General features: G+C 50.3%; 29 protein-coding genes. 8 read left to right on the top strand and 21 right to left on the bottom strand.

The features are described 5' to 3' along the window. Both ACYC56_RS02955 and ACYC56_RS02950 read right to left on the bottom strand, forming a co-directional pair. On the bottom strand, positions 1 to 383 hold a 383-nt coding region (locus ACYC56_RS02955), incomplete at its 3' end, for a LiaI-LiaF-like domain-containing protein (protein ID WP_461372691.1). Positions 384 to 398: 15 nt separating this feature from the next. Further along, entirely contained in the window at positions 399 to 1,211 is an 813-nt protein-coding gene (locus ACYC56_RS02950; RefSeq protein ID WP_461372690.1) for a LiaI-LiaF-like domain-containing protein, read from the bottom strand. Positions 1,212 to 1,494: 283 nt separating this feature from the next. Here ACYC56_RS02950 and ACYC56_RS02945 point away from each other — a divergent pair, with 283 nt between their 5' ends. Then, entirely contained in the window at positions 1,495 to 2,058 is a 564-nt protein-coding gene (locus tag ACYC56_RS02945) for a SpaA isopeptide-forming pilin-related protein (protein WP_461372689.1), read from the top strand. Between the two features lie 109 nt (positions 2,059 to 2,167). Here the strand turns inward: ACYC56_RS02945 and ACYC56_RS02940 are convergent, their stop codons facing one another. Next, on the bottom strand, positions 2,168 to 2,872 hold the full coding sequence (locus tag ACYC56_RS02940; RefSeq protein ID WP_461372688.1) for a GNAT family N-acetyltransferase: 705 nt from the start codon (positions 2,870 to 2,872) through the stop codon (positions 2,168 to 2,170). Between the two features lie 227 nt (positions 2,873 to 3,099). After that, positions 3,100 to 5,343: an S-layer homology domain-containing protein gene (locus ACYC56_RS02935; RefSeq protein WP_461372687.1), complete on the bottom strand. Its 2,244-nt coding sequence runs from the start codon at positions 5,341 to 5,343 to the stop codon at positions 3,100 to 3,102. 214 nt (positions 5,344 to 5,557) lie between these two features. Here ACYC56_RS02935 and ACYC56_RS02930 point away from each other — a divergent pair, with 214 nt between their 5' ends. Both ACYC56_RS02930 and ACYC56_RS02925 read left to right on the top strand, forming a co-directional pair. Next, the gene (locus ACYC56_RS02930; protein ID WP_461372686.1) at positions 5,558 to 6,502 is read left to right on the top strand and encodes an ABC transporter ATP-binding protein; all 945 of its coding nucleotides are present in this window, start codon (positions 5,558 to 5,560) and stop codon (positions 6,500 to 6,502) included. Continuing rightward, positions 6,499 to 7,287: an ABC transporter permease gene (locus ACYC56_RS02925; protein WP_461372685.1), complete on the top strand. Its 789-nt coding sequence runs from the start codon at positions 6,499 to 6,501 to the stop codon at positions 7,285 to 7,287. Before ACYC56_RS02930 ends, ACYC56_RS02925 begins: the two co-directional genes overlap by 4 nt. A 73-nt stretch (positions 7,288 to 7,360) precedes the next feature. Here the strand turns inward: ACYC56_RS02925 and ACYC56_RS02920 are convergent, their stop codons facing one another. After that, entirely contained in the window at positions 7,361 to 7,924 is a 564-nt protein-coding gene (locus ACYC56_RS02920; RefSeq protein WP_461372684.1) for a DUF981 family protein, read from the bottom strand. Positions 7,925 to 8,060: 136 nt separating this feature from the next. Between ACYC56_RS02920 and ACYC56_RS02915 the strand changes: the two genes are divergently transcribed. The 5 genes from ACYC56_RS02915 (at position 8,061) to ACYC56_RS02895 (ending at position 11,705) form a co-directional block, all read left to right on the top strand. Then, a complete protein-coding gene (locus tag ACYC56_RS02915; RefSeq protein WP_461372683.1) occupies positions 8,061 to 8,957 on the top strand; it encodes an ABC transporter ATP-binding protein in 897 nt (298 codons plus the stop codon). Beyond that, complete coding sequence (locus tag ACYC56_RS02910) at positions 8,929 to 9,762, top strand: ABC transporter permease (protein ID WP_461372682.1); 834 nt, start codon at positions 8,929 to 8,931, stop codon at positions 9,760 to 9,762. The genes ACYC56_RS02915 and ACYC56_RS02910 overlap by 29 nt, the downstream gene beginning before the upstream one ends. Before the next feature lie 207 nt (positions 9,763 to 9,969). Continuing rightward, positions 9,970 to 10,176 (top strand): cold-shock protein, encoded by a 207-nt coding sequence (locus ACYC56_RS02905; RefSeq protein ID WP_461372681.1) that lies wholly within the window; start codon positions 9,970 to 9,972, stop codon positions 10,174 to 10,176. A 200-nt stretch (positions 10,177 to 10,376) separates the two neighbouring features. Then, on the top strand, positions 10,377 to 10,586 hold the full coding sequence (gene tatA, locus ACYC56_RS02900) for a twin-arginine translocase TatA/TatE family subunit (RefSeq protein WP_461372680.1): 210 nt from the start codon (positions 10,377 to 10,379) through the stop codon (positions 10,584 to 10,586). A gap of 483 nt (positions 10,587 to 11,069) precedes the next feature. Beyond that, positions 11,070 to 11,705: a hypothetical protein gene (locus ACYC56_RS02895; protein WP_461372679.1), complete on the top strand. Its 636-nt coding sequence runs from the start codon at positions 11,070 to 11,072 to the stop codon at positions 11,703 to 11,705. Positions 11,706 to 11,797: 92 nt separating this feature from the next. Here ACYC56_RS02895 and ACYC56_RS02890 read toward each other — a convergent pair whose 3' ends face one another. The 16 genes from ACYC56_RS02890 to ACYC56_RS02815 form a co-directional block, all read right to left on the bottom strand. Beyond that, on the bottom strand, positions 11,798 to 12,013 hold the full coding sequence (locus ACYC56_RS02890; RefSeq protein ID WP_461372678.1) for a hypothetical protein: 216 nt from the start codon (positions 12,011 to 12,013) through the stop codon (positions 11,798 to 11,800). A gap of 25 nt (positions 12,014 to 12,038) precedes the next feature. Then, complete coding sequence (locus tag ACYC56_RS02885) at positions 12,039 to 13,469, bottom strand: NADH-quinone oxidoreductase subunit N (RefSeq protein ID WP_461372677.1); 1,431 nt, start codon at positions 13,467 to 13,469, stop codon at positions 12,039 to 12,041. Next, on the bottom strand, positions 13,470 to 14,936 hold the full coding sequence (locus tag ACYC56_RS02880) for a complex I subunit 4 family protein (protein ID WP_461372676.1): 1,467 nt from the start codon (positions 14,934 to 14,936) through the stop codon (positions 13,470 to 13,472). It lies immediately after the preceding gene. Positions 14,937 to 14,948: 12 nt separating this feature from the next. Continuing rightward, a complete protein-coding gene (nuoL, locus tag ACYC56_RS02875; RefSeq protein ID WP_461372675.1) occupies positions 14,949 to 16,787 on the bottom strand; it encodes an NADH-quinone oxidoreductase subunit L in 1,839 nt (612 codons plus the stop codon). Between the two features lie 10 nt (positions 16,788 to 16,797). Next, entirely contained in the window at positions 16,798 to 17,109 is a 312-nt protein-coding gene (nuoK, locus tag ACYC56_RS02870) for an NADH-quinone oxidoreductase subunit NuoK (RefSeq protein ID WP_461372674.1), read from the bottom strand. Continuing rightward, positions 17,109 to 17,603, bottom strand: a complete 495-nt coding sequence (locus ACYC56_RS02865) for an NADH-quinone oxidoreductase subunit J family protein (RefSeq protein ID WP_461372673.1) — start codon at positions 17,601 to 17,603, stop codon at positions 17,109 to 17,111. The genes nuoK and ACYC56_RS02865 overlap by 1 nt, the downstream gene beginning before the upstream one ends. Before the next feature lie 4 nt (positions 17,604 to 17,607). Continuing rightward, complete coding sequence (locus tag ACYC56_RS02860) at positions 17,608 to 18,087, bottom strand: NuoI/complex I 23 kDa subunit family protein (RefSeq protein WP_461372672.1); 480 nt, start codon at positions 18,085 to 18,087, stop codon at positions 17,608 to 17,610. 16 nt (positions 18,088 to 18,103) lie between these two features. Continuing rightward, positions 18,104 to 19,114 carry an NADH-quinone oxidoreductase subunit NuoH gene (gene nuoH / locus ACYC56_RS02855; protein ID WP_461372671.1) on the bottom strand — a complete coding sequence of 337 codons (1,011 nt, stop codon included), beginning with the start codon at positions 19,112 to 19,114 and terminating at the stop codon, positions 18,104 to 18,106. Continuing rightward, positions 19,114 to 20,304, bottom strand: a complete 1,191-nt coding sequence (locus tag ACYC56_RS02850; RefSeq protein WP_461372670.1) for an NADH-quinone oxidoreductase subunit D — start codon at positions 20,302 to 20,304, stop codon at positions 19,114 to 19,116. The genes nuoH and ACYC56_RS02850 overlap by 1 nt, the downstream gene beginning before the upstream one ends. Continuing rightward, on the bottom strand, positions 20,297 to 20,926 hold the full coding sequence (locus tag ACYC56_RS02845; RefSeq protein ID WP_461372669.1) for an NADH-quinone oxidoreductase subunit C: 630 nt from the start codon (positions 20,924 to 20,926) through the stop codon (positions 20,297 to 20,299). The genes ACYC56_RS02850 and ACYC56_RS02845 overlap by 8 nt, the downstream gene beginning before the upstream one ends. Further along, entirely contained in the window at positions 20,926 to 21,450 is a 525-nt protein-coding gene (locus ACYC56_RS02840) for an NADH-quinone oxidoreductase subunit B (RefSeq protein ID WP_461372668.1), read from the bottom strand. The genes ACYC56_RS02845 and ACYC56_RS02840 overlap by 1 nt, the downstream gene beginning before the upstream one ends. After that, a complete protein-coding gene (locus tag ACYC56_RS02835; protein WP_461372667.1) occupies positions 21,441 to 21,800 on the bottom strand; it encodes an NADH-quinone oxidoreductase subunit A in 360 nt (119 codons plus the stop codon). The genes ACYC56_RS02840 and ACYC56_RS02835 overlap by 10 nt, the downstream gene beginning before the upstream one ends. Before the next feature lie 279 nt (positions 21,801 to 22,079). Then, positions 22,080 to 22,496, bottom strand: coding sequence for a nucleoside-diphosphate kinase (ndk, locus tag ACYC56_RS02830; RefSeq protein ID WP_461372666.1), 417 nt, complete (start codon positions 22,494 to 22,496; stop codon positions 22,080 to 22,082). Positions 22,497 to 22,645: 149 nt separating this feature from the next. Then, entirely contained in the window at positions 22,646 to 23,086 is a 441-nt protein-coding gene (locus tag ACYC56_RS02825) for a zinc ribbon domain-containing protein (RefSeq protein WP_461372665.1), read from the bottom strand. A 94-nt stretch (positions 23,087 to 23,180) separates the two neighbouring features. Further along, positions 23,181 to 24,503: a bifunctional folylpolyglutamate synthase/dihydrofolate synthase gene (locus ACYC56_RS02820; protein WP_461372664.1), complete on the bottom strand. Its 1,323-nt coding sequence runs from the start codon at positions 24,501 to 24,503 to the stop codon at positions 23,181 to 23,183. 96 nt (positions 24,504 to 24,599) lie between these two features. Then, positions 24,600 to 25,875 (bottom strand): class I tRNA ligase family protein (locus ACYC56_RS02815; protein WP_461372663.1); only part of this gene is annotated, 1,276 nt, incomplete at its 5' end.

Genomic DNA, 25,875 nt, shown 5'->3' with positions numbered 1-25,875 from the left:
ATGACCCTGCTTCGCGTAACACTGCCGAGCACCCCGACCCCGGCCGCTATGATCAGAACCGGCCAGAATACCGCCAGGTTCAGCCAGTAGCTAAACGGGATGATATCAAGTGTGTTTAAAAGAAGGATCGTCCCTATCGTTATCCAAAACAAGCCGCGGATAATGCGGCCGCCGCGGAACGGCGGAATGAACGCCGAGATCAAAACCGCAAGGCCGAGGACGATGATGATAACGGGCCACAACCGGTTAAACTCCATCCCCGGAAAGAGGTTGTTTAGTAGAAATATGATGCCGAGCGTTACGAGCACTATACCGACGATGATGCCACCGCGCGCGCCGGACCTTCGCTGTTCCTCTCGCCCTTGCTGCTTGTCTTCGGCCACCTACCATCCCTCCTTTTACCAAACGCTGATGCTCGAGACGCCCGTGTTTATTTCTATATCGACTTTATTCTGTGCGGTGTCGTAATCTGGTGAGGCATAACCGCTGTCTGTGCGCGGGAATCTGCCGGTGTTTACATTTAACGAGCTGAGTGCGCCGGTCGATTTTATCCTGGCCGCCACACCCTGGGGCACCTCGAGCTTGATGTCGGCGGCGCCGCCTTTTACTATAGCCCTGGTAAATCCAGATGCTTTTGGAAGTTTGAGCGTCATATCGCTTGCGCCCGTGTTAAGCTCGACCAGCTCTACATTGTTGTCGGTAAGATCGATAAACGCCCTGTTTGCACCGGTACTGAGGCGCAGGGTAAGCGGGGTTTTCTCGTTGAACCCGATGTTCCAGTCGTCCCCCTGCCAATGCGCGTGCGGCGTCCAAGGCCACTCGGATTGGCGCAGCTTGGCTTCAAGTACGTCCCCTCGCTTGCTAACCGTCACTTCGGGTCGCGAATAGAAGTGTCCTTCAAACAGCACATTATCGGCGGTTTTCTGGGAATGCACCCCAAGCGCACCTGCCCCGAAGTTGATGCTGACATCCGCCCTGGACGCGCCTTCCAGTCCCTGTGAGACCGGAGTTGGATTAATCGCCCGGGGTGGGCGCAGCCGCAGCCAGATGAAGTAAAGACCGACGATGATAAGAAGCACCGGCCAGAAATCCGCAATCAAGCGGAACGGATCGACCGTTAAAAAGCCTAAATTGCTAAGGAGAAGGACTACACCAACGAAGATTAACACAAGGGCAAACAGTATACCGATAAATCTTCCGAAAAGATTCATGCTAACCCCTCTCGATCTTTGTGTTCTACTTTAAAAGGTGTTTAGTGAATGCTTTGACCTTGCTCGTGTATCCCCAAATCATAGTAGCCCATAACAGCAGAACCAAGCAAGTCAATACATCATTAGGACTCTACAAACTACCGTAATAAAATCTTTAGCAAATATTAACTCAACCCGTAACCAAAATATTCCCATCAACGTTATAACTATTGTGGCAGTCGCTCAGAACACGAGCATGAAGGAAACCCAATTCTACATTTAAACCATGAAAAGGAGGAGAACTATGAGAACATACCGCCCAATTCTCGCCGTCGTCATGGCAGTCATCATGATCCTGTCAATCGGCAGCATTGCAATGGCTAAGCCGCAAGGCGATAAGCCTGCAAACAATTGCGTGAACTCGCAAACGCACAAGGTAGCTGATCATTGCACATGTTCCATAACCCAAACATGTGGTGACCGGTGCCAGTGCGGCAAAAAAGACAAGGATAAGAAGGACAACAACTGTCCTAAACCGGATAAGGTAAAATTCGGAAGCATCGCCGGTTACACGGTCCTTGATACGATAACTACTGCCACGACTATTTACCCGACACTCGCCAAGGCCCACCTTCGCCTGCTTACCAGCGACTGCAAAAAAGTAGTGCGCGCCGCACAAGCCGATAAAAACGGCTGTTTTACGTTTAAGAACGTTAAACCGGGCCCCTACAAGCTGAGCGGATGGCTGAAGGGCTATAAGCTCGTCAGCACCGTAAGCGTAACTGTGACAGCAAGCGGCAAATGCGACACGATTGTCCATTTTAAGAAATGCCTTAAGAAGCCAGCCCATAAATGTACCAAAAAGTAATTTGGTAGGTACCGCCAATAGCACGAGAAAGACCCGGGCTTCTGCGCTCGGGTCTTTCTTCTTATGGCTTTGGCTAATTTAAAATTAGCTCTTACTGCTTTTACTATTTCTACTGTTTTTTGCTTACGCAAAGTTGTTTCAATCGGTCTATCCTCTCTTCGGGAACATGCCTGCCCACCCTTACCATAAAGGTGTTTGCAGGATGGCTTAAGATATCGAGGTCGTTAGTCAACCACAGCTCAAAGCCGAAGTGGCCGAGCTGATCGATCAACATCTGCCGGTACTCCCAGAGTGTGAGCTTGGAGTTCTCCAAATCCCAATGCCACGAGAATTCCATCGAGATTATCAGATAATCTTCCAGCGTAGTGCTCTTGAACGCTTCGCGCAGGAGCGCCGAGCCGATGCCCTTGAGCCTCCAGGCTGGGGTGACTTCTATCGCGCCGAGTTCAAGTAACCCCGGAATCTGATCGTTGCCCCAGCAGAAATACTCATCCGGGGGTAAGAACATAACGTAACCGATGACGGTCTTCTTCTGTCTGGCTATGTAGACATAGCTCTCGGGCAGGGCCGCTATTCCCTCCATCGCCTCTTTCTGCTGTTCGGCGGTGCGGAACTTCTTTAAGCCTTCGTCCAATCGATACTCGTGAAGTTTTTCTGCGCTGACCGGACCCTCGATAAATACAAGGCCCCGGCTGGTTATCAAAGCGGAGCTAGCCGGTAGCTTAACTCCTGCTTGGCTCCACTGATGCTTTGCGGGGTAATTCATGGAGTACTTGGCCGAAGCGTGCCCCGTTGTCGATTTTACACTAGACATACTGCTCGCCTCCAGGCCCAACGAACGTTATCATGGTGCTGCCAATAATAATTATCGGACCTTACAATTTCATCTTAATACAATTATACGCCCGTTCAGGCGCTATGTGCAGTATTTCACAAAGGTTTTACAAGTAACTCGCCGTTTCCCGTTACCACAAATATAGTAAGGAACGCCCTGCAATTATTACCTAATCTACCAGGCATTTATATTATTTCCCCCGGACTCTATAGCTTTAGCGCGTTATAGATCATCTTGGCGGCTTCCGATCTCGTCGTCTTACCGGATGGCCTAAACGTGCCGTCACCGTAACCATTGACGATACCAAGTTTCTTCATCGCGCCGATGCTCGCACAGGCCCAGTGCTCGGCCGAGACATCGGAGAACCCCTGAGAAGAGGCATCCGCTTGCAAATTCTTTGCCCTTGAAATAATGGTAGAAGCCTCCGCGCGGGTGATCTCGGTATCCGGCTTGAACCCGCCGCCCGGATATCCCTTCAAAAGACCTGCGCCGACCGCTTTTGCGATATATTGGGCAGACCAGTGACGTTCGGCATCGGTTCCCTTCAGGCTTGCCGCAGCGGTCGATGTGTCATCGAAAATACCCAATGCCACAACCACCATCTTAGCGAACTCCGCCCTCGTAACATCCTCGGCGGGCTTGAAGCTACCATCAGCGTAACCGCCGATCGCTTTAACACTGGCTAAGCCCTCGACATACTCGAGCGACCAGTCCTGAGCCGACATGTCGCTCCATGTGTTCGCTAATTTCCCGTCATCCAGGAAATGCTGTACATAGATATCCGTTTTGGGCATCTGCTCTGGTGCCGTGGGGCCGTAGTAGGCTTTGATCGGCAACCCCGGTGCCGAGGCGGAATCAACCTGCTTGCGCCATGTGGTATAGAAACCGCCCACTCCGTCCGGAACGGGAATTACACCCATCATCCCGGTTATGCCGGTCACATTCGCTCCACCCTCCTGCCAGAGAGCCGTACCGGATGAATCGAATCGTTGCATCCGTATTTGATATAACCCTTGCCCTGGATACATGGGCATGGGATTATCCTCAAGGTATTTGGTCATCATAAGGAAGAAATCACCGGTCTTAAGATCGGGGAATATACCCGGATAGCTATTGCCACCCTGGACCGTCTTTTTCCAAGTCGTTTTCCCTGTTCCATCGATATTAACAAACTCGGTGGATACTACAACGGGTATATCCATTTTAACTGTATGCATTTTGCCGTCCGAACCGGGTTCCTGGACGTCCCGCTTCTCCATCTTCGTCGTCGGTAACGAATAAAGAAGGCCTTCTTTTGTCACGTTTGGCGTTCCCATAAAGTACATCTGTGGGTTAGCCTCACCGCTCATAGTTATCAACGGCTTACTTGCATCCCAGGCAAGCTTGCCATCAGGGGTTACCTTCACGGCGAAGAGATTGGCATCTGGATTTGAATATGCGCTATAGCCATTGTCTTTCATCTCGACGATGTACGGATTTCCATTTGGCTGCGACCAGGCGATAATCGCTGAGTTATCACCTGTTACCATCAACTGATTACCCATCATCATATCGGCCGGCACACCCTTTATATCCACCGTCACCACCGGCCAGGCTTTCTGGCAATTGCGGTCTACCCGCAGTAGGAATGAATGCCCATCCTGCTTAGCCTGGTTGGGACCCATCGGCATCGGCTCCATCATATAATTGGGCTTGATATCCGACCAGTTTAAATACAGACCCCCGGAGCCGTCGGACTGGATGTTGATCCAATCCCCCATTGAGTCGCCACCATAGTACGGCTGGTCATCATCGACCCGTATACCGCAAAAATCGTTAATCGACACGCCATCGGCCTGCCATTGTGGGTTGCAATTACCGTCTACCCTTTGCATATAGAAACCCGGTCGCTCATCATCACGCCATACGACGATAGCGCCGCCCACATCATCGCTCACCACAGCCCTGATATCCTGCATGCCAGCGCCCACATAGACGGGCTTTCCGGTGTCGCCCCAGAGTTTGTTGCCGTTGCCGTCGATTTTCTGGGCAAAGACATCGGGTTTCCTCTTGTTGCGGTTGTCCGTCCAGGCGACGATCAAGCCACCACCGGATTCCACCGCGGTGGTCATTCCATACATAGCATTTTTTACGTCCATCACTAAGATCGGTTGGCTCCACAGCAACGTGCCGTCACTGCCAAGCTTTTGCGTATAGAATTTGGTCTGCGTATTCGTCCGTTCAAACCAGGTCGCAAACACGTTGCCCTGTTTATCCGGGATGATTTGCATCGCGTCCCAGTACTCCGGTACGTTTCGTGCGATCAGCACCCCATTGTCTCCCCAATCGGGTGCCGGCGCCCCGAATGCTATCCCAGGCAACAATAAGGCAATAACAAGAATACATTCGAGGAGAAAAACTGCAGGTCGCCAGTGCTTCGTTTTTACGTCACTTCGCAAAAAGATATTCATATGCCCCTCCTATTTCATTGGTTGCCGTTACCACATGCGTTAGGGGCGCTACGTTCACAGGCCACAAGCAACCATAAACCACTCATACGATACTAGTATTTTAGCATCCTGTGCTTGTGCTTGCCTACATGTTTCTACGACTTTAATACACATTTTATATTCGGGCTAATCGCCTCCCGACACACACATCATTTCGGGTATATAGAAAGCGGTGATGCTTTTGAGTAATGCAATCGATGATTACGTGATAACCGCTGATAATCTGGTAAAACGCTTTAACGGGTTGACCGCGGTCGACGGGATAAGCTTGAGAATCAGGCGCAGTGAGATATTTGGCTTTCTCGGGCCAAACGGTGCGGGCAAGACGACGACGATCAAGATGATCTACGGTATGTCTCCCCCGACCTCCGGGGGTCTTACGGTGCTGGGCCTTGATGTGCGAGAGGATATCCGAAAGATAAAGGCGAGGATCGGGGTGGTGCCGCAGGAGACAAACCTCGACAACGAGCTTTCCGTCTTAGAAAACCTGGAAATCTACGCCAACTACTTCGGCATCCCCAAAAACACGGCCCGCGAGCGAGCGATGGATCTGTTGCAGTTTATCCACCTCGAGGAGCGGACCAAGACAATGGTCGATGCCCTCTCGGGCGGCATGAAGCGAAGGTTGCTCCTGGCGCGGGCCCTTCTTAACGAGCCGGAACTGCTAATCCTCGATGAACCGACAACCGGGCTCGACCCGCAGGCCCGGCACTTGATCTGGGATAAATTGAGAAGCCTGAAAGAACAGCATGTAGCCATGGTGTTAACGACGCATTATATGGACGAAGCGGCCCAGCTTTGCGACCGCGTCGTCATTATGGACCAGGGAAAGATCATCGCCGAAGGCCCACCGATGGGCCTGGTCGAGAAGTACGTAAGCCGCGAGGCGCTTGAGGTGAGAGTGACCCCCGGGCTGGCGCAAGCGGCTATCGATATCATTGGCCCCAAGAGTGATAGCTACGAGGCTCAGGACGAGGAGCTCGTTTTTTTTGCCAACTCCGCCGACGAGCTGCTAAAAGTAGCCGAACAGGCCGGACTAAAGCTGGATTACGTACTGTTGAGAAGATCGACCCTTGAAGACGTGTTTCTAAAGCTCACCGGAAGGAGGCTGAGAGATTGAACCCGTTAATCGAAGCCGCACGGTCGATATCCGCCACCGGGGTCGCACGAATGTGGCAGCGCAACTGGACGATTTTCAGAAAGATATTCTGGCTTGCGATAGCCCCGACGTTTATCGAGCCGTTCATCTACCTGCTCAGCCTCGGCATCGGGCTCGGGCTTTTCGTGCGTGAGATCGAAGGTATGAGCTACCTGCAATTTCTCGCCCCGGGCCTTATGGCCTCCACTGTTATGTTCGGGGCCTCGTTTGAGACGACTTACGACAGCTTTGTGAGGATGAAATACGAGAAGACATACGATGCGGTGCTTGCCACGCCGCTGAGCATCGAGGACGTGATCGGCGGTGAAATAATATGGGGCGCCACAAGGGGATTCCTGAATGCCTTGATATTCCTTGCGATCATTGCGGTATTTGGATTGGTGAAGTCCTCTCTGGCCTTGCTTCTCGTGCCGCTCTTATTTATATCTTCCCTGTTGTTTGCAGTCATCGGGATGACCTTTACGGCGCTCGTTTCAAATATCAACCTGTTTAACTACTTCTTTACGGTGTTTCTAACCCCGCTGTTTCTGTTTTCCGGGATTTTCTTTCCCGTCAACGCCCTTCCCTCCTGGGCGCAGAAGCTGGCGTTTTTTACACCCCTGTACCACGTCGTGGTCGTCTGCAGAAATCTTGTCGTGGGAAAACTAAATCTGGATGTCATGATAAGCGCGACCTTAGTCATCGTCTTATCGCTGGTTTTCTTTCTCGTCCCGATAGCGCTGATGAAACGCAGGTTAATAAAATAAGGGGCGGTCGCCGGTATGCGACCGCCCTGCAATAAGCTCTATTCAGAACCTCATTACATACTGGTGCTGTCCGTTATTTCGGAGCCCATTTCGCGAATTCAACGATGTGACCCCAGAACGCTTCGTATCCAATAAATGCCCATATCAGGGCAGCTATGACTGCCACTATCGCAAAGACCGCACGTGCACCGATATTATTCCGCAGGTACAAAACCGCAGGAAAAACGATGCCGAGAACGCCCGAGATAATAAAGCCTGCGCCCGAAAGGGCCGGCGTCTGCGTCAACTTCAGCATAACGATACGGGCGCCGATTACTACGGCCGCAATGCCGGCAAACAGAGCGTATACCGAGACCGATAATAGATCCCAGCCAAGAGCCAGCGCCAGCGCAGCTCCCAGGAATAATGCACCAAACAATACCGTCGGCTCGCCAAATGCAACGTTGTAAGAGCTAGGAAGCGGCCATCTATACAGTACGTGCAAACCGACAGCCAATGCGACGATACCCACTATTGCAAAGCCGGGAGCCCAACGCCGCTGGTTGGGATCATCAAGGCCGCGGTAAATATAGTAGCCGAGCAGGAAGAAGCCCGCAGCCATGTTGACCAGCAATATCGCGAGGTTATCTATAAACATACTACCACCTCCTATTCGCAAACGTTATATACCCAGGAAAATGGGTTTTAGACGGTGAAGTATAATCTCCACAACCACAAAAAAAGAGCTTGTCTCTTGCAGGAATATCTTCGGCGATGCGTAATTATAGATAACAATGGCAGCAATCAATACGGTCTCGTTAACAAAATATTATGGCCAGACGCGCGGCATCGAAGACCTTAACCTCACCGTCGAGAAAGGTGAAGTATACGGCTTTCTGGGTCCTAACGGCGCGGGAAAAACTACGACCATACGTTTACTGACCGCGCTCCTGCGCCCCACAAAAGGTACGGCCTCCGTCCTGGGCAAAGACGCATGGCAAAGCTCGGCCCTCATTAAAGAAGAGCTTGGGAACCTGCCGGGCGATATCCGCATCTACGAGAAAATGAGCGGGGCCGAGTTCCTTGACTTTATAGCGCGCTTTCGCCCACGGAAGCCCCCGGTTCTCAAAGAAAAGCTTATCGAGCGTTTTGACCTTAATCTCAATAAGAGGATAAAAGACTACTCTAAAGGTAATCGCCAAAAACTTGGGATAGTGCAGGCGCTTATGCACGACCCCCAGCTGCTGCTGCTGGATGAGCCGACATCCGGCCTTGACCCACTGATGCAGCAGCAGTTCTATGCCGTTATAGAAGAGTTTCGCTCGCGTGGCAGAACCATCTTTCTCTCGTCGCATATATTGCCCGAGATAGAGCGGGTCTGCGATCGCGTCGGTATCATCAAGGAAGGTCACCTGGTATCGGTCGAGCGCATCTGCGACCTTGAGGCCAAACACGTGCGCTACGTCGATGTTTCGTTCGAAGGGTCTGTTAATCAGGAGGAGTTCCGCGTGCCGGGCGTTACCGCGGTCGAGAGAATCAACGACCACCTGCGCATCACGGTTAAGGGAGAGATCGACCCCCTCATCAAAAAACTCGCACAGTATAAGGTCAAAGAGCTGGATTCAAGCCACGCAAGCCTTGAAGAGGTATTCTTGGAATTTTATGAGAAGGACAACACCGGTGAACGGTAACTTATTCAGAAAATCGTTAAAAGAAATCCGCATAAGCTGGCCTTCATATATGGTCGGGCTCCTGCTCTACGTCTACCTTCTTATATCCATCTACCCTACCGTGCAACAGCGCTCGGCAGAGATACAGGAACTATTAAAGAGCTACCCCAAAGGTTTTATAGAGATCTTCGGCGGTGGCTCGGCTGTGAGTTTTACAACCGTCGAGGGCTTTTTGTCGCTCGAGTTCTTCGGCCTTATGTGGTTTGTCATCATCGGCGCCTTCGTCATCGGGTATGGGTCCGCCGCATTGGGCAAAGAGCTTGAGAGCGGCACTATCGAGATACTTCTCAGCCAACCGATAACCAGAACCTCCGCCCTCGTCACAAAAAGCCTTAACCTCTTTGGGTCAACCATACTGATGGTGGTACTGACGGTATTTGCGACCTACATTTTCGGGCTTATGGTGGATTTGAAGCCTAAGATCGATGGGATTGTCGCACTCACGGTGATCGGCACGCTATTCTTCCTGGCAATCGGCGCCATCGCTCTCTTTTTCTCCGTTCTTTTAGGAGAGCGCGGCCGCGCCGCGCTTGCGACTTCAGGCGTGCTGGTCAGCATGTATTTTCTCAACGTTATCAGCAACCTCGCCAATTGGGATTGGATGAAAAAGCTGGACGACGTCTCGCTGTTCCATTATTACGATTCGGCAAAACTGCTTTCCACCGGCAACATCCCCGCAAAAAGCCTGCTGGTTTACTCAGCCACCGCTATCGTCTTTTATCTCGGCTCCATCCTGGTTTTCAGGCGCCGTGATATCGCACCCTAGCCAAGTACTTGATTATGCAGCAGGTTAGCTTTTACAAAATCCCTTAAAAAGTGTAAAATTTTAGTAAGCTAAGACGTGAATTCGCAAAGAAGAGCTCGTTGTTTGGCGGGTTCTTATTTTTTGGTCGGTGTCGTAAACTCTCGTAAGTTTCGCATAAGCCTAGCGTCTTCAAGCTTTACTATTAAAAGGCGCTAGGAGGTGGAACATTTGGCAAAAGGTACTGTAAAGTGGTTCGATAATAAAAAAGGCTTTGGGTTTATCAGCCAGGATGATGGCGGCCCGGATGTCTTTGTACACCATTCGGCAATCCTCGGAGACGGTTTTAAGACCCTCGAAGAGGGCACTGCGGTTGAGTTTGATGTCGAGATGGAGGCAAAGGGTGCCCGCGCATCCAACGTCACCGTTCTCGCATAATCAAACACTCAGCAAAGCTAAAGCCGCTTTTTATAAAAAGCGGCTTTATTTTGTGTCTGGGCGGCGTTAGGGTGTCGTACAAAGCGCCCCGCGAACATTTTACCCGGCCGCGCCACGGCCTGTAAATGTGGCTTTACCACACAATCAATGCTATGATTTGGGTGACTTAAATGTGCGTTTTGAAAGGATCGTGATGCGCAGTGTCGCCTCTTATAGATGGACTATCAATCCCGGCGTTCATACCTTCCCTAGGATTGCCCGAGCTTGTGATCATCCTGGTTATCGTACTCGTTATTTTTGGGCCGAAGAAACTTCCCGGCATCGGAAAAGCGATTGGCCAGAGCATACGCGAAATAAAGAAATCAACCGACCCCAAAGAAGACACGAAGCAGGAAAAAGAAGAATCATAGCCTGTGCAAAGTGCGCGCTCAACATGCAAATTCGCAAAGAAAAAGCCCCGATCCGTAAGATGCGGGGCTTTGCTGTCAGCCAAGCCGTCTGCCACGACCTAGAAACTTTCGCCAAAGCTTCTAAATAACCCGTCTTGCCTGACAAGTAATCTATCGGAAGCAGTGTTGTAAGCTTTAGCCCTAAACAATTAATGAATCGTTAAAATAATCATTAATTGTTCTTTGCCGCTACCGCTTTTCTACCCTTCACGGTTGTTTTTCCCCGATTGAGGGAAAAACAAAACATGTTTCTTCGAAATATATAAAAATACGTTTCCCACAATATTGCTTCCCCACCAACCGCTTGTATTATACCAATACGTTTTGTTGAGTGTTAAAATATATGAATGTCGTTTTAGGGAGCGTCGTAAAAGCATGAAACCGCTTTACTTTGATGCGCAACCCGCTTACGCCTTAAACACAACACAAGCTAAGGAGGAACAATTGAAGAAAATCACAGCAACTATCGTACTAGTTTTACTCGCAATGGTCACCATCTCGTGCTCGCGGGCAAGTAACGGACTCACCGAATTTAAGAGCGACGACTTCAGCTTCAAATATCCAGCCAAGTGGTCTGCCTCGGAACATGGCGGTAAACTGGATAGATTTAACGGCCAAGGAATAATTGCGGTAAATAATTTTAGGAAGAACGACTTCTGGCTTAAACCGATCACTAGAAGCGACCTCCTGTACGCCGGTGGCGGCCTTATTGTAAAGAAGCTGCCAAAAAACGGTGTCTACATGTTTGTTATGCAAAGCGGCACGGCCGGCGATAAAAACGCATCGAGTAAGATAAAGGCCCCGACAAAAGCTTATGGAACCCCAAAAGACTTCGAAAAGATGGCGCTTCCCGTACTAACCGGCATCAAGAATTTCCCCAAAGATAAACGGAAGCATGTTCAGCAAAAATGGGATTTACGTAACATACCTGAGAAATGGCTGCATTACCGGGTTGAGATGACCAACCACGGCAAAATCTATGATGGACATATCTTCGTCATCGGCGATTCTGTAAAGAAGGATGTCAAAGCCGTTGAGAGTATCATTAAGAGCTTCGAGCTAGTCGATCCGGCAAGCTAAAAGCAGGCCTCTAGCTTATAATAGCCCATAATAAAACAACCCTCATGTTATACAACGTGAGGGTTTAATTTTCTATGTGTCTTCAACTATTGTTAAAGTGATGGCAAATAAGATTTCAACGCTTCTATAACTTTTACCAGGGTTGGGTTTTGAAAGGCGTACTCGAGCACTTCGTTCTCGCTGCCTTCCGCATAGACTTCCCGCTTCAGAACAACCGTTGCTTTCCCGGGTGCTATATCAATACGCTCGAAATCATATTCGGTGAGAGCCTGCCTTACCATTAGCGCGAAGGACTGCTCCTCGCCCATCGTAACCCCTCCCGGTTTTCGTCTATTATAGCTTAATTATAGACAGAAACGCGTTCGGGTAAACTCCCAGGACAATAACCGCCGCCATGATAATCATAATCGAAGCAAACAGCGGTTTTGATACTTTCATCCTTACAACCGCTTCTCCTTCGGATGGCGAAACCAGGTACATCTGCCTGATGACGGTGACATAATAGCCAAACGATATAACGCTGTTGAGAACGCCCACGATGGCAAGCCAGATCAAATCCGACCTGACGGCCTCTCTAAACAGGAACAATTTACCCATAAAACCTGCAAACGGCGGGATACCCACCAACGAAAACATGAATATCGCCATTGCGAGAGCAAGTAATGGTGCGCGCCTGCTAAGCCCTGCAAAGTCTTTCGCGTCTTCTCCAAACCCGCGCTCCACCAATGCTAGCACCACGAGGAATGCCCCAAGCGCCGCCAGTGAATACACGAAGAAGTAGAACATCAGCGATGTATAGCCCAGCTTATTGGCTACCGCGAGACCCACCATCAGATATCCGGTGTGTGCGATGGCCGAGTAACCAAGAAGTCTTCTAATATGCGTCTGTGAAAGCGCGACGAGGTTTCCGACTACCATACTCGCTACCGCAAGTATCGCAAATACCCCCGCCCACGCCGGTGCAACAACCCCGAGTGCCAGCGGGAACAGATGGATAATCGCCGCAAAACCCCCCGCCTTCGGGCCGGCTGCGAGGTATGATGCGACCGGTATCGGTGCGCCTTCGTATACGTCCGGCGCCCAGAAATGGAACGGCACCGCCGCTATCTTAAACCCAAGGCCCACGACTATCATAAGCATCGCTGCGACAAGCGCAGGCTGGATTGCGTGTCCGGCCAGCTTGCCCGCTATCGCCGCAAAGTTTGTCTCACCGGTCAGACCGAACACTAGCGTCATACCGTAGAGCAAGATCACAGAGGAGATCATTCCAAGCAGAAAATACTTCAGCGCCGCTTCGGTTGACTGCCTGGTCTTTTTGCTTGCGGTAAGAATATATGATGGCAGAACGGTTAGCTCAAGCGCTATGAACAGCATGATGAGATCCGACGCCGATGCCATGAACATCGTTCCGAGTACCGAGAACAGCAGCAGGCTGAAGAATTCGCCTTCGCCCATTAACATATCAACTTTTAGAACGCCGAGCACCACGAGAGCCGTCGTTGCAAGCAGTATCGCTTTCAGCACATTCGCGGTAAGGTCGACCGAAAACATCCCGCTAAACTCGGTTGCCTGCAGGTTCCAAATGTAGCCCAGGCTCACCAATGACGCGATAAGACCGACAAGCGTCACCGCTCCGAGCATATGCTTTGAGGTCTTCGATAAGAACAACTCGCCAAGCAAAACTACCATCGAAAAACCGAGGATAATCAGCTCCGGCGTTAACGCCAACCAATTAATATGAGACCAATCAATCGTTAAGTTCATTTAGCTACCTCTTATCATCTGTAATACGGTATTTACTGCAGGATCAATATAATGCAAGAACGGCTTCGGGTAAACACCTATTATCGCAATAAGAATTATCAACGGTAAGGCGCTTATTAGCTCCCTGCCGTTTGCATCCTTGTAATCTTCGTGCTCTGCCTTCCCCGCCCCGAATATCGCATTCTGATTCGCTCGAATCAGGTAAAACGAGGTGAGAGCAAGCGTGATAACCGCGAGTATCGTATATATCATATACGGTTCATAAGATCCAAACAGTATTAAAATCTCACCGACAAAGCCGCTTAACCCCGGTAATCCCAGTGAAGCCAGTGCGGCGAACACGAACATGCCGCCGAGAATCGGTATCTTGACCTGAAGGCCGCCGAGCTTCGAGATGTCCCTGGTATGCGTTCTTTCGTAGATATAGCCTACCATCAAGAAGAGCAATCCCGTGATAAGCCCGTGGTTGACCATCTGAAGAATCGCACCATTAAGCGCAACCGGTGTGAGTGCCGCTATACCCAGCATGACGTACCCCATATGGCTTACGCTGGAATACGCGACCATCTTCTTCAAGTCTTTTTGTGCAAGCGCCGTGAGGGCGCCATATATGATACTTATAATTGCGAGTACTGCAATGAACGGCGCAAACCTCTGGAATTCTCCAGGTAGCATCTGCGCCATTATTCTTATAAAGGCATACGTTCCCATCTTCAGCAGAATACCTGCAAGAAGGACCGAGCCCGCAGTTGGCGCCTGGACGTGTGCGTCAGGCAACCATGTGTGGAACGGGAACATCGGCACTTTTACCGCAAACCCGAGGAAGAACATGACAAAGATAAACGTCGCTAACGCCCCGTGATATCCCGTATTCATGATCTGCACCATATCGAATGTGCCGAGGCCTGATGTTAAATAGAGCGCGAGGATACCGACCAGCATAAGCACGCTTCCTGCGAGTGTGTAGATGAAGAACTTTAATGCCGCGTAGTTTCTGTTCTCCCCGCCCCAGACACCGATGATAAAGTACATGGGGATAAGGACGAGTTCCCAGAATATGTAGAAGACGACGAAATCCAGCGCCGCAAACGTTCCGAGCATTCCGACCTCGAGGAGTAAGAGCAAGCTGTAATGCTCCCTCACCCTCTCCTTTATCGACCAGGACGCGAGTATCGCAATGATCGATAGGAGCAACGTCAACGCGTAAAGCGGCATACTTAGTCCATCAAGACCTACGTAATATGAGATTCCCGCGGTCTTGATCCACGCAAACTTTTGGACGAACTGCATCCCCTGCGCTCCAACCTTAAACCCCGTTATAAGCGGTATACCGATCAACAAGTTGATGATAGTTACGGACAGCGCAGCCCATCGAGCCGCAGCGGCCTTCTCGCGCGGTATTAGCTGCATGAGCACCGCACCGAGCAGCGGTAAGAATATTGTGATCGTTAGTATTGGGTAACTCATCTTTTCACACCCTTAGAACAAGCCTAGAATCTTAATTGACCATATTAGTAAAACCACTAGCCCTATCACCATGTAAAGCGCGTAGTTCTGAACATAACCAGTCTGAATATGCCGCAGCCCTTTTCCGAACTGCATAGATACCCAGGCTACACCATTTACAGCGCCGTCGACCACCGTCTGATCAAACACCAGCGCGGCGCGCGCGATCGCATGGGTCGGCACTATCAGCATGTAATGGTAAAGCTCGTCCATGTAATATTTGTTCACCAGCAACTTATAGACGAAGTTGTCCTTGCTGATTACATTTGACGGTAGCATACTCGTCATGTATTTCATGTAAGCGAACCCTATACCAATGAGCACAATAAGAACTGACGCTCCCATGACCATGTAATTCGGCGCTTCGGCCTCGTGCCCGTGAGCGATAAAACCCTGGAATGCGTTTTGCGCGAACGGCGAGCCGATCAGACCGATTGTCAGTGCGAAAAATGCGAGAACAATCAGCGGTACGCTCATTACCGCCGGCGACTCATGGACGTGTTCGCTGTGATGTCCTCTCGGCTTTCCGAAGAAGACGATAAATATCAATCTGAAGGTATAGAACGCCGTCAGCGCCGCTGTCACAAGACCGAAGATAAAGATCGTTATATGTCCGCTCTGGAACGCGCCGGCCAAAATCTCGTCCTTGCTCCAGAATCCGGCAAACGGCGGAACGCCGGCAAGGGCGAGACCACCGATCAAGAACGTTATCGAGGTTATCTTCATCTTCTTCCAGAGGCCGCCCATGTCGAATATCTCCTGGCTGTGAACGGCGTGGATTACGCTACCCGCTCCAAGGAAGAGCAGGGCTTTAAAGAATGCGTGCGTCATAAGATGGAACGCGCCGGCCGCATAGGCGCCTACGCCGAGGCCCATCATCATGTATCCAAGCTGGCTGATCGTCGAATACGCCAGCACTTTCTTAATATCAGTTGCAGTCAATGCGATCGTGGCGGCCATAAACGCCGTAATCGTGCCGATAATAGCAACGACTTCCAGCGAAACCGGACCCATCTCGAAGAGCGGGTACGACCTGGCGACCAGGTATACGCCGGCCGCGACCATCGTCGCTGCGTGGATGAGGGCGCTAACCGGGGTCGGACCCTCCATAGCATCCGGCAACCAGACGTGAAGCGGGAACTGCGCGGATTTGCCGACCGCTCCGCAGAAGAACAGGATCGATATCAGCGCCGCTGTCGCCTCCGGGATATGCATCCCAAACACTTTATCCATGTCGAGCGTGCCCGCCGTTATATAGAGAAGCACCAAGCCAACCGCAAAGCCCAGGTCACCGAACCTGGTAACCATGAAGGCTTTTTTCGCAGCTTGCGTCGCGCTTCTTTTTTCAAACCAGAACCCGATCAAGAGATACGAGAACACGCCTACGCCTTCCCATGCCATGTATGTCTGTACATAGTTTGGCGAATACACCAGCAACAACATCGATGCCGTAAACATCGAGAGGCAGGCGTAGAACCAGCCGATTCTCTTATCCCCGTGCATATAGCCGAATGAGAAGGTCTGAACCAATAAGCTGACAAGCGTTACTATTACCAGCATCATCGCAGCCAGCGGATCTAGCAGCAGGCCGAAGGTCAATTTGAAATTGCCGATTGAGGCCCACGTAAAGGTCGTTACCATTTTCATGCCGCCCATGGTAAAGAGTAACGCCTTAATCGACAATACGAACGATACCAGCATGACCGCGATCGACACGTAAGCGGATTTCTCGCCCCACTTCTTGCCGAAGACTACGAGCACCAAAAAGCTTAAGACCGGCAACAACAGAATAATCGAAAGGTAATTCATCATTTTGCTCCCGCTACCACCTAAATATGTTGAAGTCGTCTAGATTCACCGATCGTACATTTCGGTAAATCGATAATATGATAGCCAACCCTACGGCCACCTCGGCTGCCGCAACCGCCATCACGAATAGGGCGAACATCTGCCCCGTCGCAATGTCCGGCGTTACGTGCCGTGAAAAAACCACCAGGTTAAGGTTGGCGGAGTTCAACATGAGTTCGACTGAAAGCAGTATCGTTACCGCGTTTCTTCTCAATAAAACCCCGATCAATCCTATGCCAAACAAAATCGCGCTTAATATAAGCCACCATTCCAGAGGTATGTTCATTAGCGCTCCTCCTTACGGGCGACGATTATCGCCCCGACTAACGCAGCCAGTAAGAGGACGGATATGACCTCAAACGGCAACACGTAGTTCGTCATAAACAGCTTCCCTGCCAGAGACACGGTATCCTTTACGGGCTCAGCCGATGATGTGGTAAACGTTGTTTTTATGAACATCATGGCCAAAAGCCCGACAAACGCGGCAACCGCGACATAGGTCATCAGTTTTTGCTGTAACTTAGCCGTGTCTCTTATATTGGCCTCATGAGGTGTTAACATAATACCGAACAGCATAACAACTATTACACCACCGACATATACAAACACCTGCATGATTCCGACGAAATCGGCGCTCAGCAAGAAATAGAACCCGGCTATAGTCAGCAGAAATCCTCCGAGTATCATCACAGCGTGGAACAAATTCTTGCTCGTCACTACCGCGATTGCGCTTATGATCGCTACGGCCGCCAAGGCGAAAAATATAACTTGTTCGATCATGTACCTACTCCCCTACAACCGTTTCCGCGGGTTTTACCATTACCGGCCTTCTCAGGACATGCTCCATATCATAGATAAGCTTGTCCTTAACATACACCGCATTTTCGAAATCATGGCTCATCTTTATTGCGCCTTGCGGGCAGGCCTCTGCACAAAGGCCACAGATCATGCATTTTGTAAGGTCGAGGTTCCATACGGCTGCCTTAAGCGGCGCCTCTTTATCTTTGTTTCTCTCGACCGTAATACAATTTACCGGGCATGCCTTGGCGCATAAACCGCACGCGGTACAGGCAGCCTCTTTCTCATCGGTCTCACCGGCGATCCGAACTAACATCGGTGCACCGCGGTAACGCTCTTCCAACTTCGGCGGCTCATACGGATAGAAAAACGTTGATCGTGGCTCGCGTAATTTCTTCGCCGTAATGCTATGACCTATGACGATGCTCTTCCAAGCATCTATGAAACTTGAGATTCTTCCGGCCATGTCATCTACCTTCTTACTAAATTATCATTATTACTATTCCGGTAACCAGCACATTAATAAGGGCTATGGGCAAGAGTACCTTCCACCCTAAGTCCATTACCTGGTCTATACGGAAACGCGGCAGTGTCCATTTGATCCACATAATGACCCATATCATTGCAAACGTCTTGATCGTAAACCAAATCGGCCCCAAGTACTCCGGCCCAGGGCCATGCCAGCCGCCGAGGAACAGCACCGTTGTAAGCGTTGCCGCTGCAAATAATGCTACATACTCGGCAAAGAAGAAAAACATGAAACGCATGCCGCTATACTCGGTATAATAGCCATTGACCAGTTCCGATTCAGTTTCAGGAAGGTCGAATGGCGTACTGTTAATCTCCGCAAGCGTAGAGACCAAGAAAACCACAAACCCGATAGGTTGCAGAATTAAGTACCATATATGCTGCGCGCCAACGATCGATGAGAGCTTTGCAGATCCGGCGATCATAACGATCCCAATGATTGATAGCGCCCTCGGCACTTCATAGCTTACCATCTGTGCTGCTGAGCGAAGACTCCCTATAATGGCATACTTATTATATGACCCGAAACCCGCCATGATGATGCCCGCTACGCCGATCGCCGGTATTGCCAGAATGTAGAGTAGACCTACGTTTAAGTCCTGTATGACCATCCCTTTGCCTATCGGTAACACTAAAAACCCAAGATATACCGGCACAAATGCCACTACTGGCGCCAGGCGAAATATCCAGCGATCGGCATTTGACGGAAAAATATCCTCTTTGGATAGAAGCTTGATCGCATCGGCGAACAGCTGCAGAGCGCCATGCCACCCAACGTGCATCGGCCCATAGCGCAATTGGAAGTCGGCCGATACTTTACGTAGTAAGTAGACGTTAATGATGACGCTTACAGCGCAAATAGCGAAGAGCACAATCGCAAACACAATCGCGATAGTCGCATCGAGCGCCCACACCGGTATACCATTATTGTTTGCAAATTCAAGAAGTTTAGTACTTGATAACATTAACGATCCACCTCTCCAAAGACCGGATCAAGAGTTCCAAGGGTAAGGACTACATCACCTATATAAGTGCCTTCCGCCATGGCGGGAAGTGCTTGTAAGTTTCCAAAGCTTGGACCCTGTATCTTCACACGATATGGCTTTGTCGTGCCATCGCTTATGACATAGAAACCAAGGTCGCCTTTGGGGGATTCAACGTGACCGAATCCCTCACCTGCGGCCGGTTTAAACACTTTAGCAATGCCATCGGCCATGACCGGCCCCTCTGGGATTTGCTCGATCGCCTGCTCGATAATCCGTATGCTCTGTTTGATCTCGTCGGAACGGATACATGCACGGTCGTAGTTATCGCCTTTATATTTGACCACTACGTCAAACTCAAGCCGCGGATATACGGAATAGGGATCTGCCCGCCTTACATCATACGAGACCCCTGTCGATCTCAGCGGTGGCCCGGTAAGGCCCCAATCTAACGCCTGCTCTGCTGAAAACGGCGCAACGCCGATGAACCTCTTTTTGAAGATATAGTTACCGAGCACCAGCCGGTCATAATCATACATTCTCTTTTTAAGCTTAAGGACATAAGCAAGCGTATCATCAAGCCATCCGTCGGGTGCATCGGCCCTTACTCCACCGATTCGCATATAGTTGTAGGTCAATCTCGCGCCGCAAATCTTCTCGTAAAGGGTCAATATCCCTTCACGCTCGTCAAAGAAATAGACGAACGGCGTGAGGGCGCCCGCTTCCGAACCGGCGGTTGAGAGAAATACCAGGTGCGACGCGATACGCTGCAGCTCACCCACTATAACCCTTATATACTCTGCCCTCTCCGGAACCTCTATGCCGGCGAGTTTCTCGACCGCCATGCAATACGCCCAGTTATTCGTCATCGACGCCACATAATCCATGCGGTCGGTGTACGGTATGAACTGGGTATAGGTCCTGTTCTCGGCTATCTTCTCAAAACACCTGTGCAGGTAGCCTATATCGGGCTCGATCTTCGTAACGACTTCACCTTTGATGTGGAAGATAGCATGGAAGACACCGTGAGCGCTCGGATGCTGAGGCCCGAAATGAATCGTCAGCTCTTCCGTGACAATGTCTTCAGTGCTTTCTTCACCATTAAGCGCCAAGTCTTTTTCCAACTCGCTTAAGTTGTCGTTAGATGTTTTCATCTCTTCAAGTTTACTCATTTTTATCAGACCCATCCGTGCTTACTTCGTTTGCATCCGCGATTTCGCTTGGTTGTTCCGGTGCCTCGGCCGTCTTTTTCTCGACCTTCTCGGCACTCTCTTTCGGTGCAGCGGCTGCGGGCTTATCTTTGGCGGCCGCCTTCTCTTTATCTTTCTTGCCGTCATCCATGACCGTCATGTGGTCGTCGCTGTAGTCCTTGCGCAACGGATACCCGACCCAATCCTGCGGCATAAATATCCTGCGCAAATCGGGATGACCCTTGAAGATAACACCGTAAAGATCAAATGTTTCGCGCTCGTGCCAATTTGCCGCCGACCAAAGCGGAACAAGCGAATCAACCGTGGGATCGCTCTTTGGAACCTCGGTCTTTATCATAACCGCGAGTTTATTCTGTCTCTTGCTCGAATAAACCCTGTATGTGAGCTTTATGCTCTCAGGATAATCAATACCACCGACAAATAAGAAGAGATCAAACCCGGCTTCTTTAAGCGCTGAAGCCGCCTTTAAGAGATTCTCCCGCTCTACGGTTAGCGTGTAGCCTATGCCCTTTTCTTCAACGATCTTTACGCCCGCGGAGATTTCTTCACTGTTGTCCTGGTTCATGATATTCTCATCGCTCATTACTCTATCTTTCCTCTTGCCATGATTTTCTTTCTCAGCATCTCAATAGCGTAAAGCACCGCTTCAGGTCGCGGTGGGCATCCCGGTACATATACATCGACCGGAATAAGTGTATCCACGCCTTTTACCACCGTGTAGCTATCGTAATAGAAGGGCCCTCCGTTGATCGCACACGCACCGAGAGCAAGAACATATTTAGGCTCTGCCATTTGGTCATACAGGTGCTTTACCATCGGAGCCATTTTTTGCGTGATGGTCCCGGCAACCAGCATGAGGTCGGACTGCCGGGGGGTATTTCGATATACGACCCCCATCCTGTCGGCATCAAACTTAGCCTGATTGATTATCATGATGGTATCGATAGCGCAACAGGCAAGGCCGAATCCCATCCACCATAGGGAGTTCTTGCGACCCCAGTTGATGAGATCACCGGCCTTGGCAAGCACGATATTTCCAGGAGGACTCTGCTCCTTTAGTAAGCCCAGCTTGGTGCTGTAATCTGGCTGTTCTTGTTTTATGTCCACTTTAATACTCCTTTGCGCCAGGCATAATAAAGACCCAGCAAAAGTATAGCTATAAACATTATCATCTCAACGAAGGCAAAAAGTCCGAGGCTCTTGAAGACGACCGCCCACGGAAAGATGAAGATCATTTCCACATCGAAAAGAACTAGCAATAGAGCGAAGATATAATAATGGATTTTAAACTGAACTCTGGGGTCACCGGTTACATTGAGGTTGCCACACTCGTAGGTTTCGAGTTTGGCTTTGGTTGGCTTTCTCGTTGAGAGTATTCTCGCTAATCCGAGTGCAATAGCGACAATCGCAACACCGATAATTGTGAATGTTGAAAAGTAAATTATCTCGCTTACCATTTAATACCGTCCCCTTGGTCTTAAATGGGCTCGATGGAGTGCCAGCACGCAACAGCAATTAGGTTCTGACATAACATCAGACCTTTATTGCGCGTCCATTTAGCAATTCATTATTGTATTGCTTAGGATTGAGTTAATTAGGCGCTCCCGATAGCCCATTTTATTCTATCAAATGTCCGCTGTTCACATCCTCATCGGATAATGACCGGCAGGACTTTAACTTCTACTCAATCTTGCTTCGAATCACACGAAGCCATACTAAATATACAAAAATCCCAGCTAACCTACAAGTTCGATTTCACTGAAGAAAACTGGGATCTCACGACTAGCTGATTCAACCGAGTCGGCGCCATGAACGATGTTCTCCGATATCTCTTCGGCGAAGTCTCCCCGTATCGTCCCCGGCGCTGCTTCTTTTGGATTAGTCGCCCCCATTATGTCGCGCACGCGGCTTACCGCGTTTTCCCCCTCTAACACCATAGGGACTACTGGGCCCGACGTAATGAAGTCGACGAGTTCATCAAAAAAAGGCTTCCCTTTGTGGATAGAATAAAGCTCCTCAGCTTTTTCTTGGGAAAGCCTCACTAGTTTTAAAGCTATGAGTTTAAGACCGGCACTCTCGTACCGTTTGATAATTTCACCGGCAAGTGATTTTCTTACGCCATCCGGTTTTACCATTGTGAATGTTCGTTCCAATTTTGTACCTCCACCGGTTGCGACGCTTTGTGAATTTTGTTACAACATGCGCGCCTCATATAATTTATCAGGCTTAAGCGGGACTTGCAAGCGCTATAGCGAAAATTTACCAAATTTATTGATAATTATCCGACAAAGTAACAATGGTGTTACAATATCTGCTGGCAGTAGGGGCAAATCGCCCAATTCGTATTAAGCGCATGTCCACAGGAAGGGCATGATTTCTTAAGGCGGCGCCTGCAATACGGGCAAAGCAAGAAGTCTTTATCGACGGGTTTATAACATGCGGGGCACACCATATCGCTGCTGTTTAACATGGCCTCTTTCGCCTTGATCTCAAGCTCGCGCTCGCGGACATCATCCAGGTACTCGCCCGGGCGCACGATGAGGTAGACGATCCAGCCGGCTAGCGGAAAGAGAAGCGCCACGATGGTCCAGTAAAACGCCATGGCTCCCCTTCTCTTTGCATCCGAGTAGGTCCATTTGGCGAGACTTAAATACAGCACGAACGCAAACAGCAATAAAAGATTGATGATGAGTTTGAAAACCGGTGAACTAAAGAACTCGACTATAGAAGTAAAAAAATCCACTTATCCCCCTGCCTTATCCGTGGCTAGTATCTATTGTACTCAATTCTACGACGATGACCACTACAAATTTTGCTATGACGATTGCTATATCGGCTTACATCCGGACAGCGGATTCTTGAGAAGCAAGGTCTTTGCGCTTCAATAATATCTCGCGAGCATCGGCGACCGTATATAAAGAACCGGTTATGCACACCAGGTCTTCGGGCGACGCTTTTGCGATCGCCATATCGATCGCTTTTTCTAGGTCTGGTTCAATAATATAGCTGTTTCCCGTGCGGCTGGCAACATCGTTTAATTGGCTTACGCTTGCCGACCTATAGCTTTCGTTTTGCGAGAGAACCAGGATAGATGCCTCGTTTATCAAGATGGTAAGCATTTGCTCAATATCTTTATCGCTTGATACAGATAAAACTACGATTAGATTTTTATACGAGAATGCCTGCGGAAGACCGTGCACTACCATCCCCATGCCCTCGGGGTTATGCGCCCCGTCGAGCACTACCAGCGGGTTTCTTTCGAAGAGTTCGAAGCGCCCCGGGCATGCCAAGCCTATGACCGCGTTATCGATCACCCCATCCTCGATTTTCTGTCCCTTGAACGCCTCGAGGATTTCGACCGCCATCGTGAAGTTTAAAACCTGGTACCCTCCAAACACCGGCAACGGGATATTTTGATAGGATGCTTGCACGCCGTTGATCGAAAAACGTGAGCCTTCATTCTTAATAATGGATACGTCGCATGGGCCAAAGTCACGCTCAAACAACCTCATCGGGGCATCGACCAAGGCGCAGCGCTCCTGGATGACATCAAGCGCGCCCGCCGGAACGTCTCCGATGACCGCCATGGCGCCTTCCTTGATTATATGGGCTTTATCCCAGGCTATCTCTTCTACGGTATTTCCCAGCCGGTCGGTATGGTCCAAAGAGATGCCGGTGATTGCGGCGACTTTGGGGCGCACGACGCTCGTCGCGTCCCACCTTCCGCCGAGCCCGACCTCGAACACCGCGACATCGACCCGGCTTACCGCAAAGTAGTAAAAAGCCATGGCGGTAAGGATCTCAAATTCGGTCAGCTCACCGTGCTCTTCTTTTACTTCATCAAGCGCGGGCATAATGCCTTCCAGGGCCGCGGCAAAATCATCCTCTGAAATCGTCTCGCCGTCGATACTGAAGCGCTCTCTATAGGTATGAAGATGCGGCGAGGTATAGCAACCGGTCTTAAAACCGGCCGCGCTTAAGAGCTTCCTGGTCATCCAGGTAGTCGACGTCTTCCCGTTGGTTCCCGTTATTTGGATCGTCGGATATTTAAGCTGCGGATTACCGAGCGCCTCACAGACAGCCTCGATCTTCTGCAACCCGGGATTGATCCCAAACTGCAGAGCACCCGTTATGTAGTTTAAAGCTTCATCATACGTCATTCTGCTCTTACCTTATGACCCTTAAAACGGATGGGTATGGGTAAAGACAAGCCTCACCCCCACGACAACCAATCCCTTATCTATAATTCGACATTCCTAAAGGCTTGCCAGCTGTTTCCGTAGCTTGGCCGCCTTCTCGTCGAGTTCCTCGAGCTTGGCCTTCTCTTTTTCGACAACGGCAGGTGCTGCTTTTTCTAGGAATTGCGGGTTCGCGAGCTTCTTCCGAGACTTTTCGGCATCCGCCTCTGTCTTGGCGAACTCCTTGCTCAGACGCTTCTTCTCCTCTTCGATATCAACGAGACCGGCGAGTGGCATAAATATCTCTACGCCCTGTTCTACATCAACCGCCGAGTGCTCGGGTTTTATAATATCCGAGCCGATAACAAGCTCTTCGACCCAGGCCAGCTCCTTAATATATGAGTTGTCGGCCTCAAGGACGGTGCGCTTGCTCTCGTCAGGCGTACTTAAAAGAACTTTGACCGGTTTGGTAAGCGCGATACCGAGCACCGATTTGATCGACCGTATCGACGAGGTAACGCTCTGCAGAAGGCCCATATCGGCTTCCGCCGCGTCGTTTATCAGTGCGCTATCGGCCTGCGGCCACGGGGCGATGACGATGCTCTCGCCCGCTCCGGGTAGTTTCTGCCATATCTCCTCTGTAATAAACGGCATGAACGGGTGCAGCAGCCGCAGTGTATGGTCCATAATGGTCACCAACAAGTTCTGGGCGATACGGCGGCCCCTTTCATCCTCCTTCTGGTAAAGCCTCGGCTTTGAAAGCTCGATATACCAGTCGGCGAAGTCGCTCCAGAAGAAATCATAGATGAGACGGCTCGCTTCCGCGAAGTTATACTCATTGATCGCCCCGTCGACCTGCATCGTGACGTGGTTCATTCTAGAGAGTATCCACTGGTCGGCCAGCGTCAGGTCGAATTCCTTGATATCGATACGCTCGTAATCTTCCAGGTTCATTAAGACGAAGCGCGATGCGTTCCAAAGTTTGTTCGCAAAGTTTCTATATCCCTCGAGTCTCTCTTTAGACAGGAAGATGTCCCTGCCGGGTGTGGCCATGCTTGAGAGCGTAAAGCGAAGCGCATCCGTGCCGAACTCGTCGATTATATCGAGAGGGTCGATAACATTGCCCCTGGATTTACTCATCTTGCGCCCGAACTCGTCGCGAACAAGCGCGTGCACGTAAACGTCATGGAACGGGATCTCGCCCGTAAAGTGCAGGCCCTGCATGATCATCCTGGCAACCCAGAAGAAAATGATGTCATGGCTGGTTACCAGAAGGTTTGTCGGATAGAAGTACTTGAGTTCTTCTGTTTCAGCGGGCCAACCAAGCGTAGCAAACGGCCACAGCGCCGAACTG

The organism is Candidatus Aquicultor sp. (genome assembly GCF_054640775.1).
Note: the sequence above shows the minus strand (reverse complement) of the source record. Positions and strands in the feature narration are given on the sequence as shown.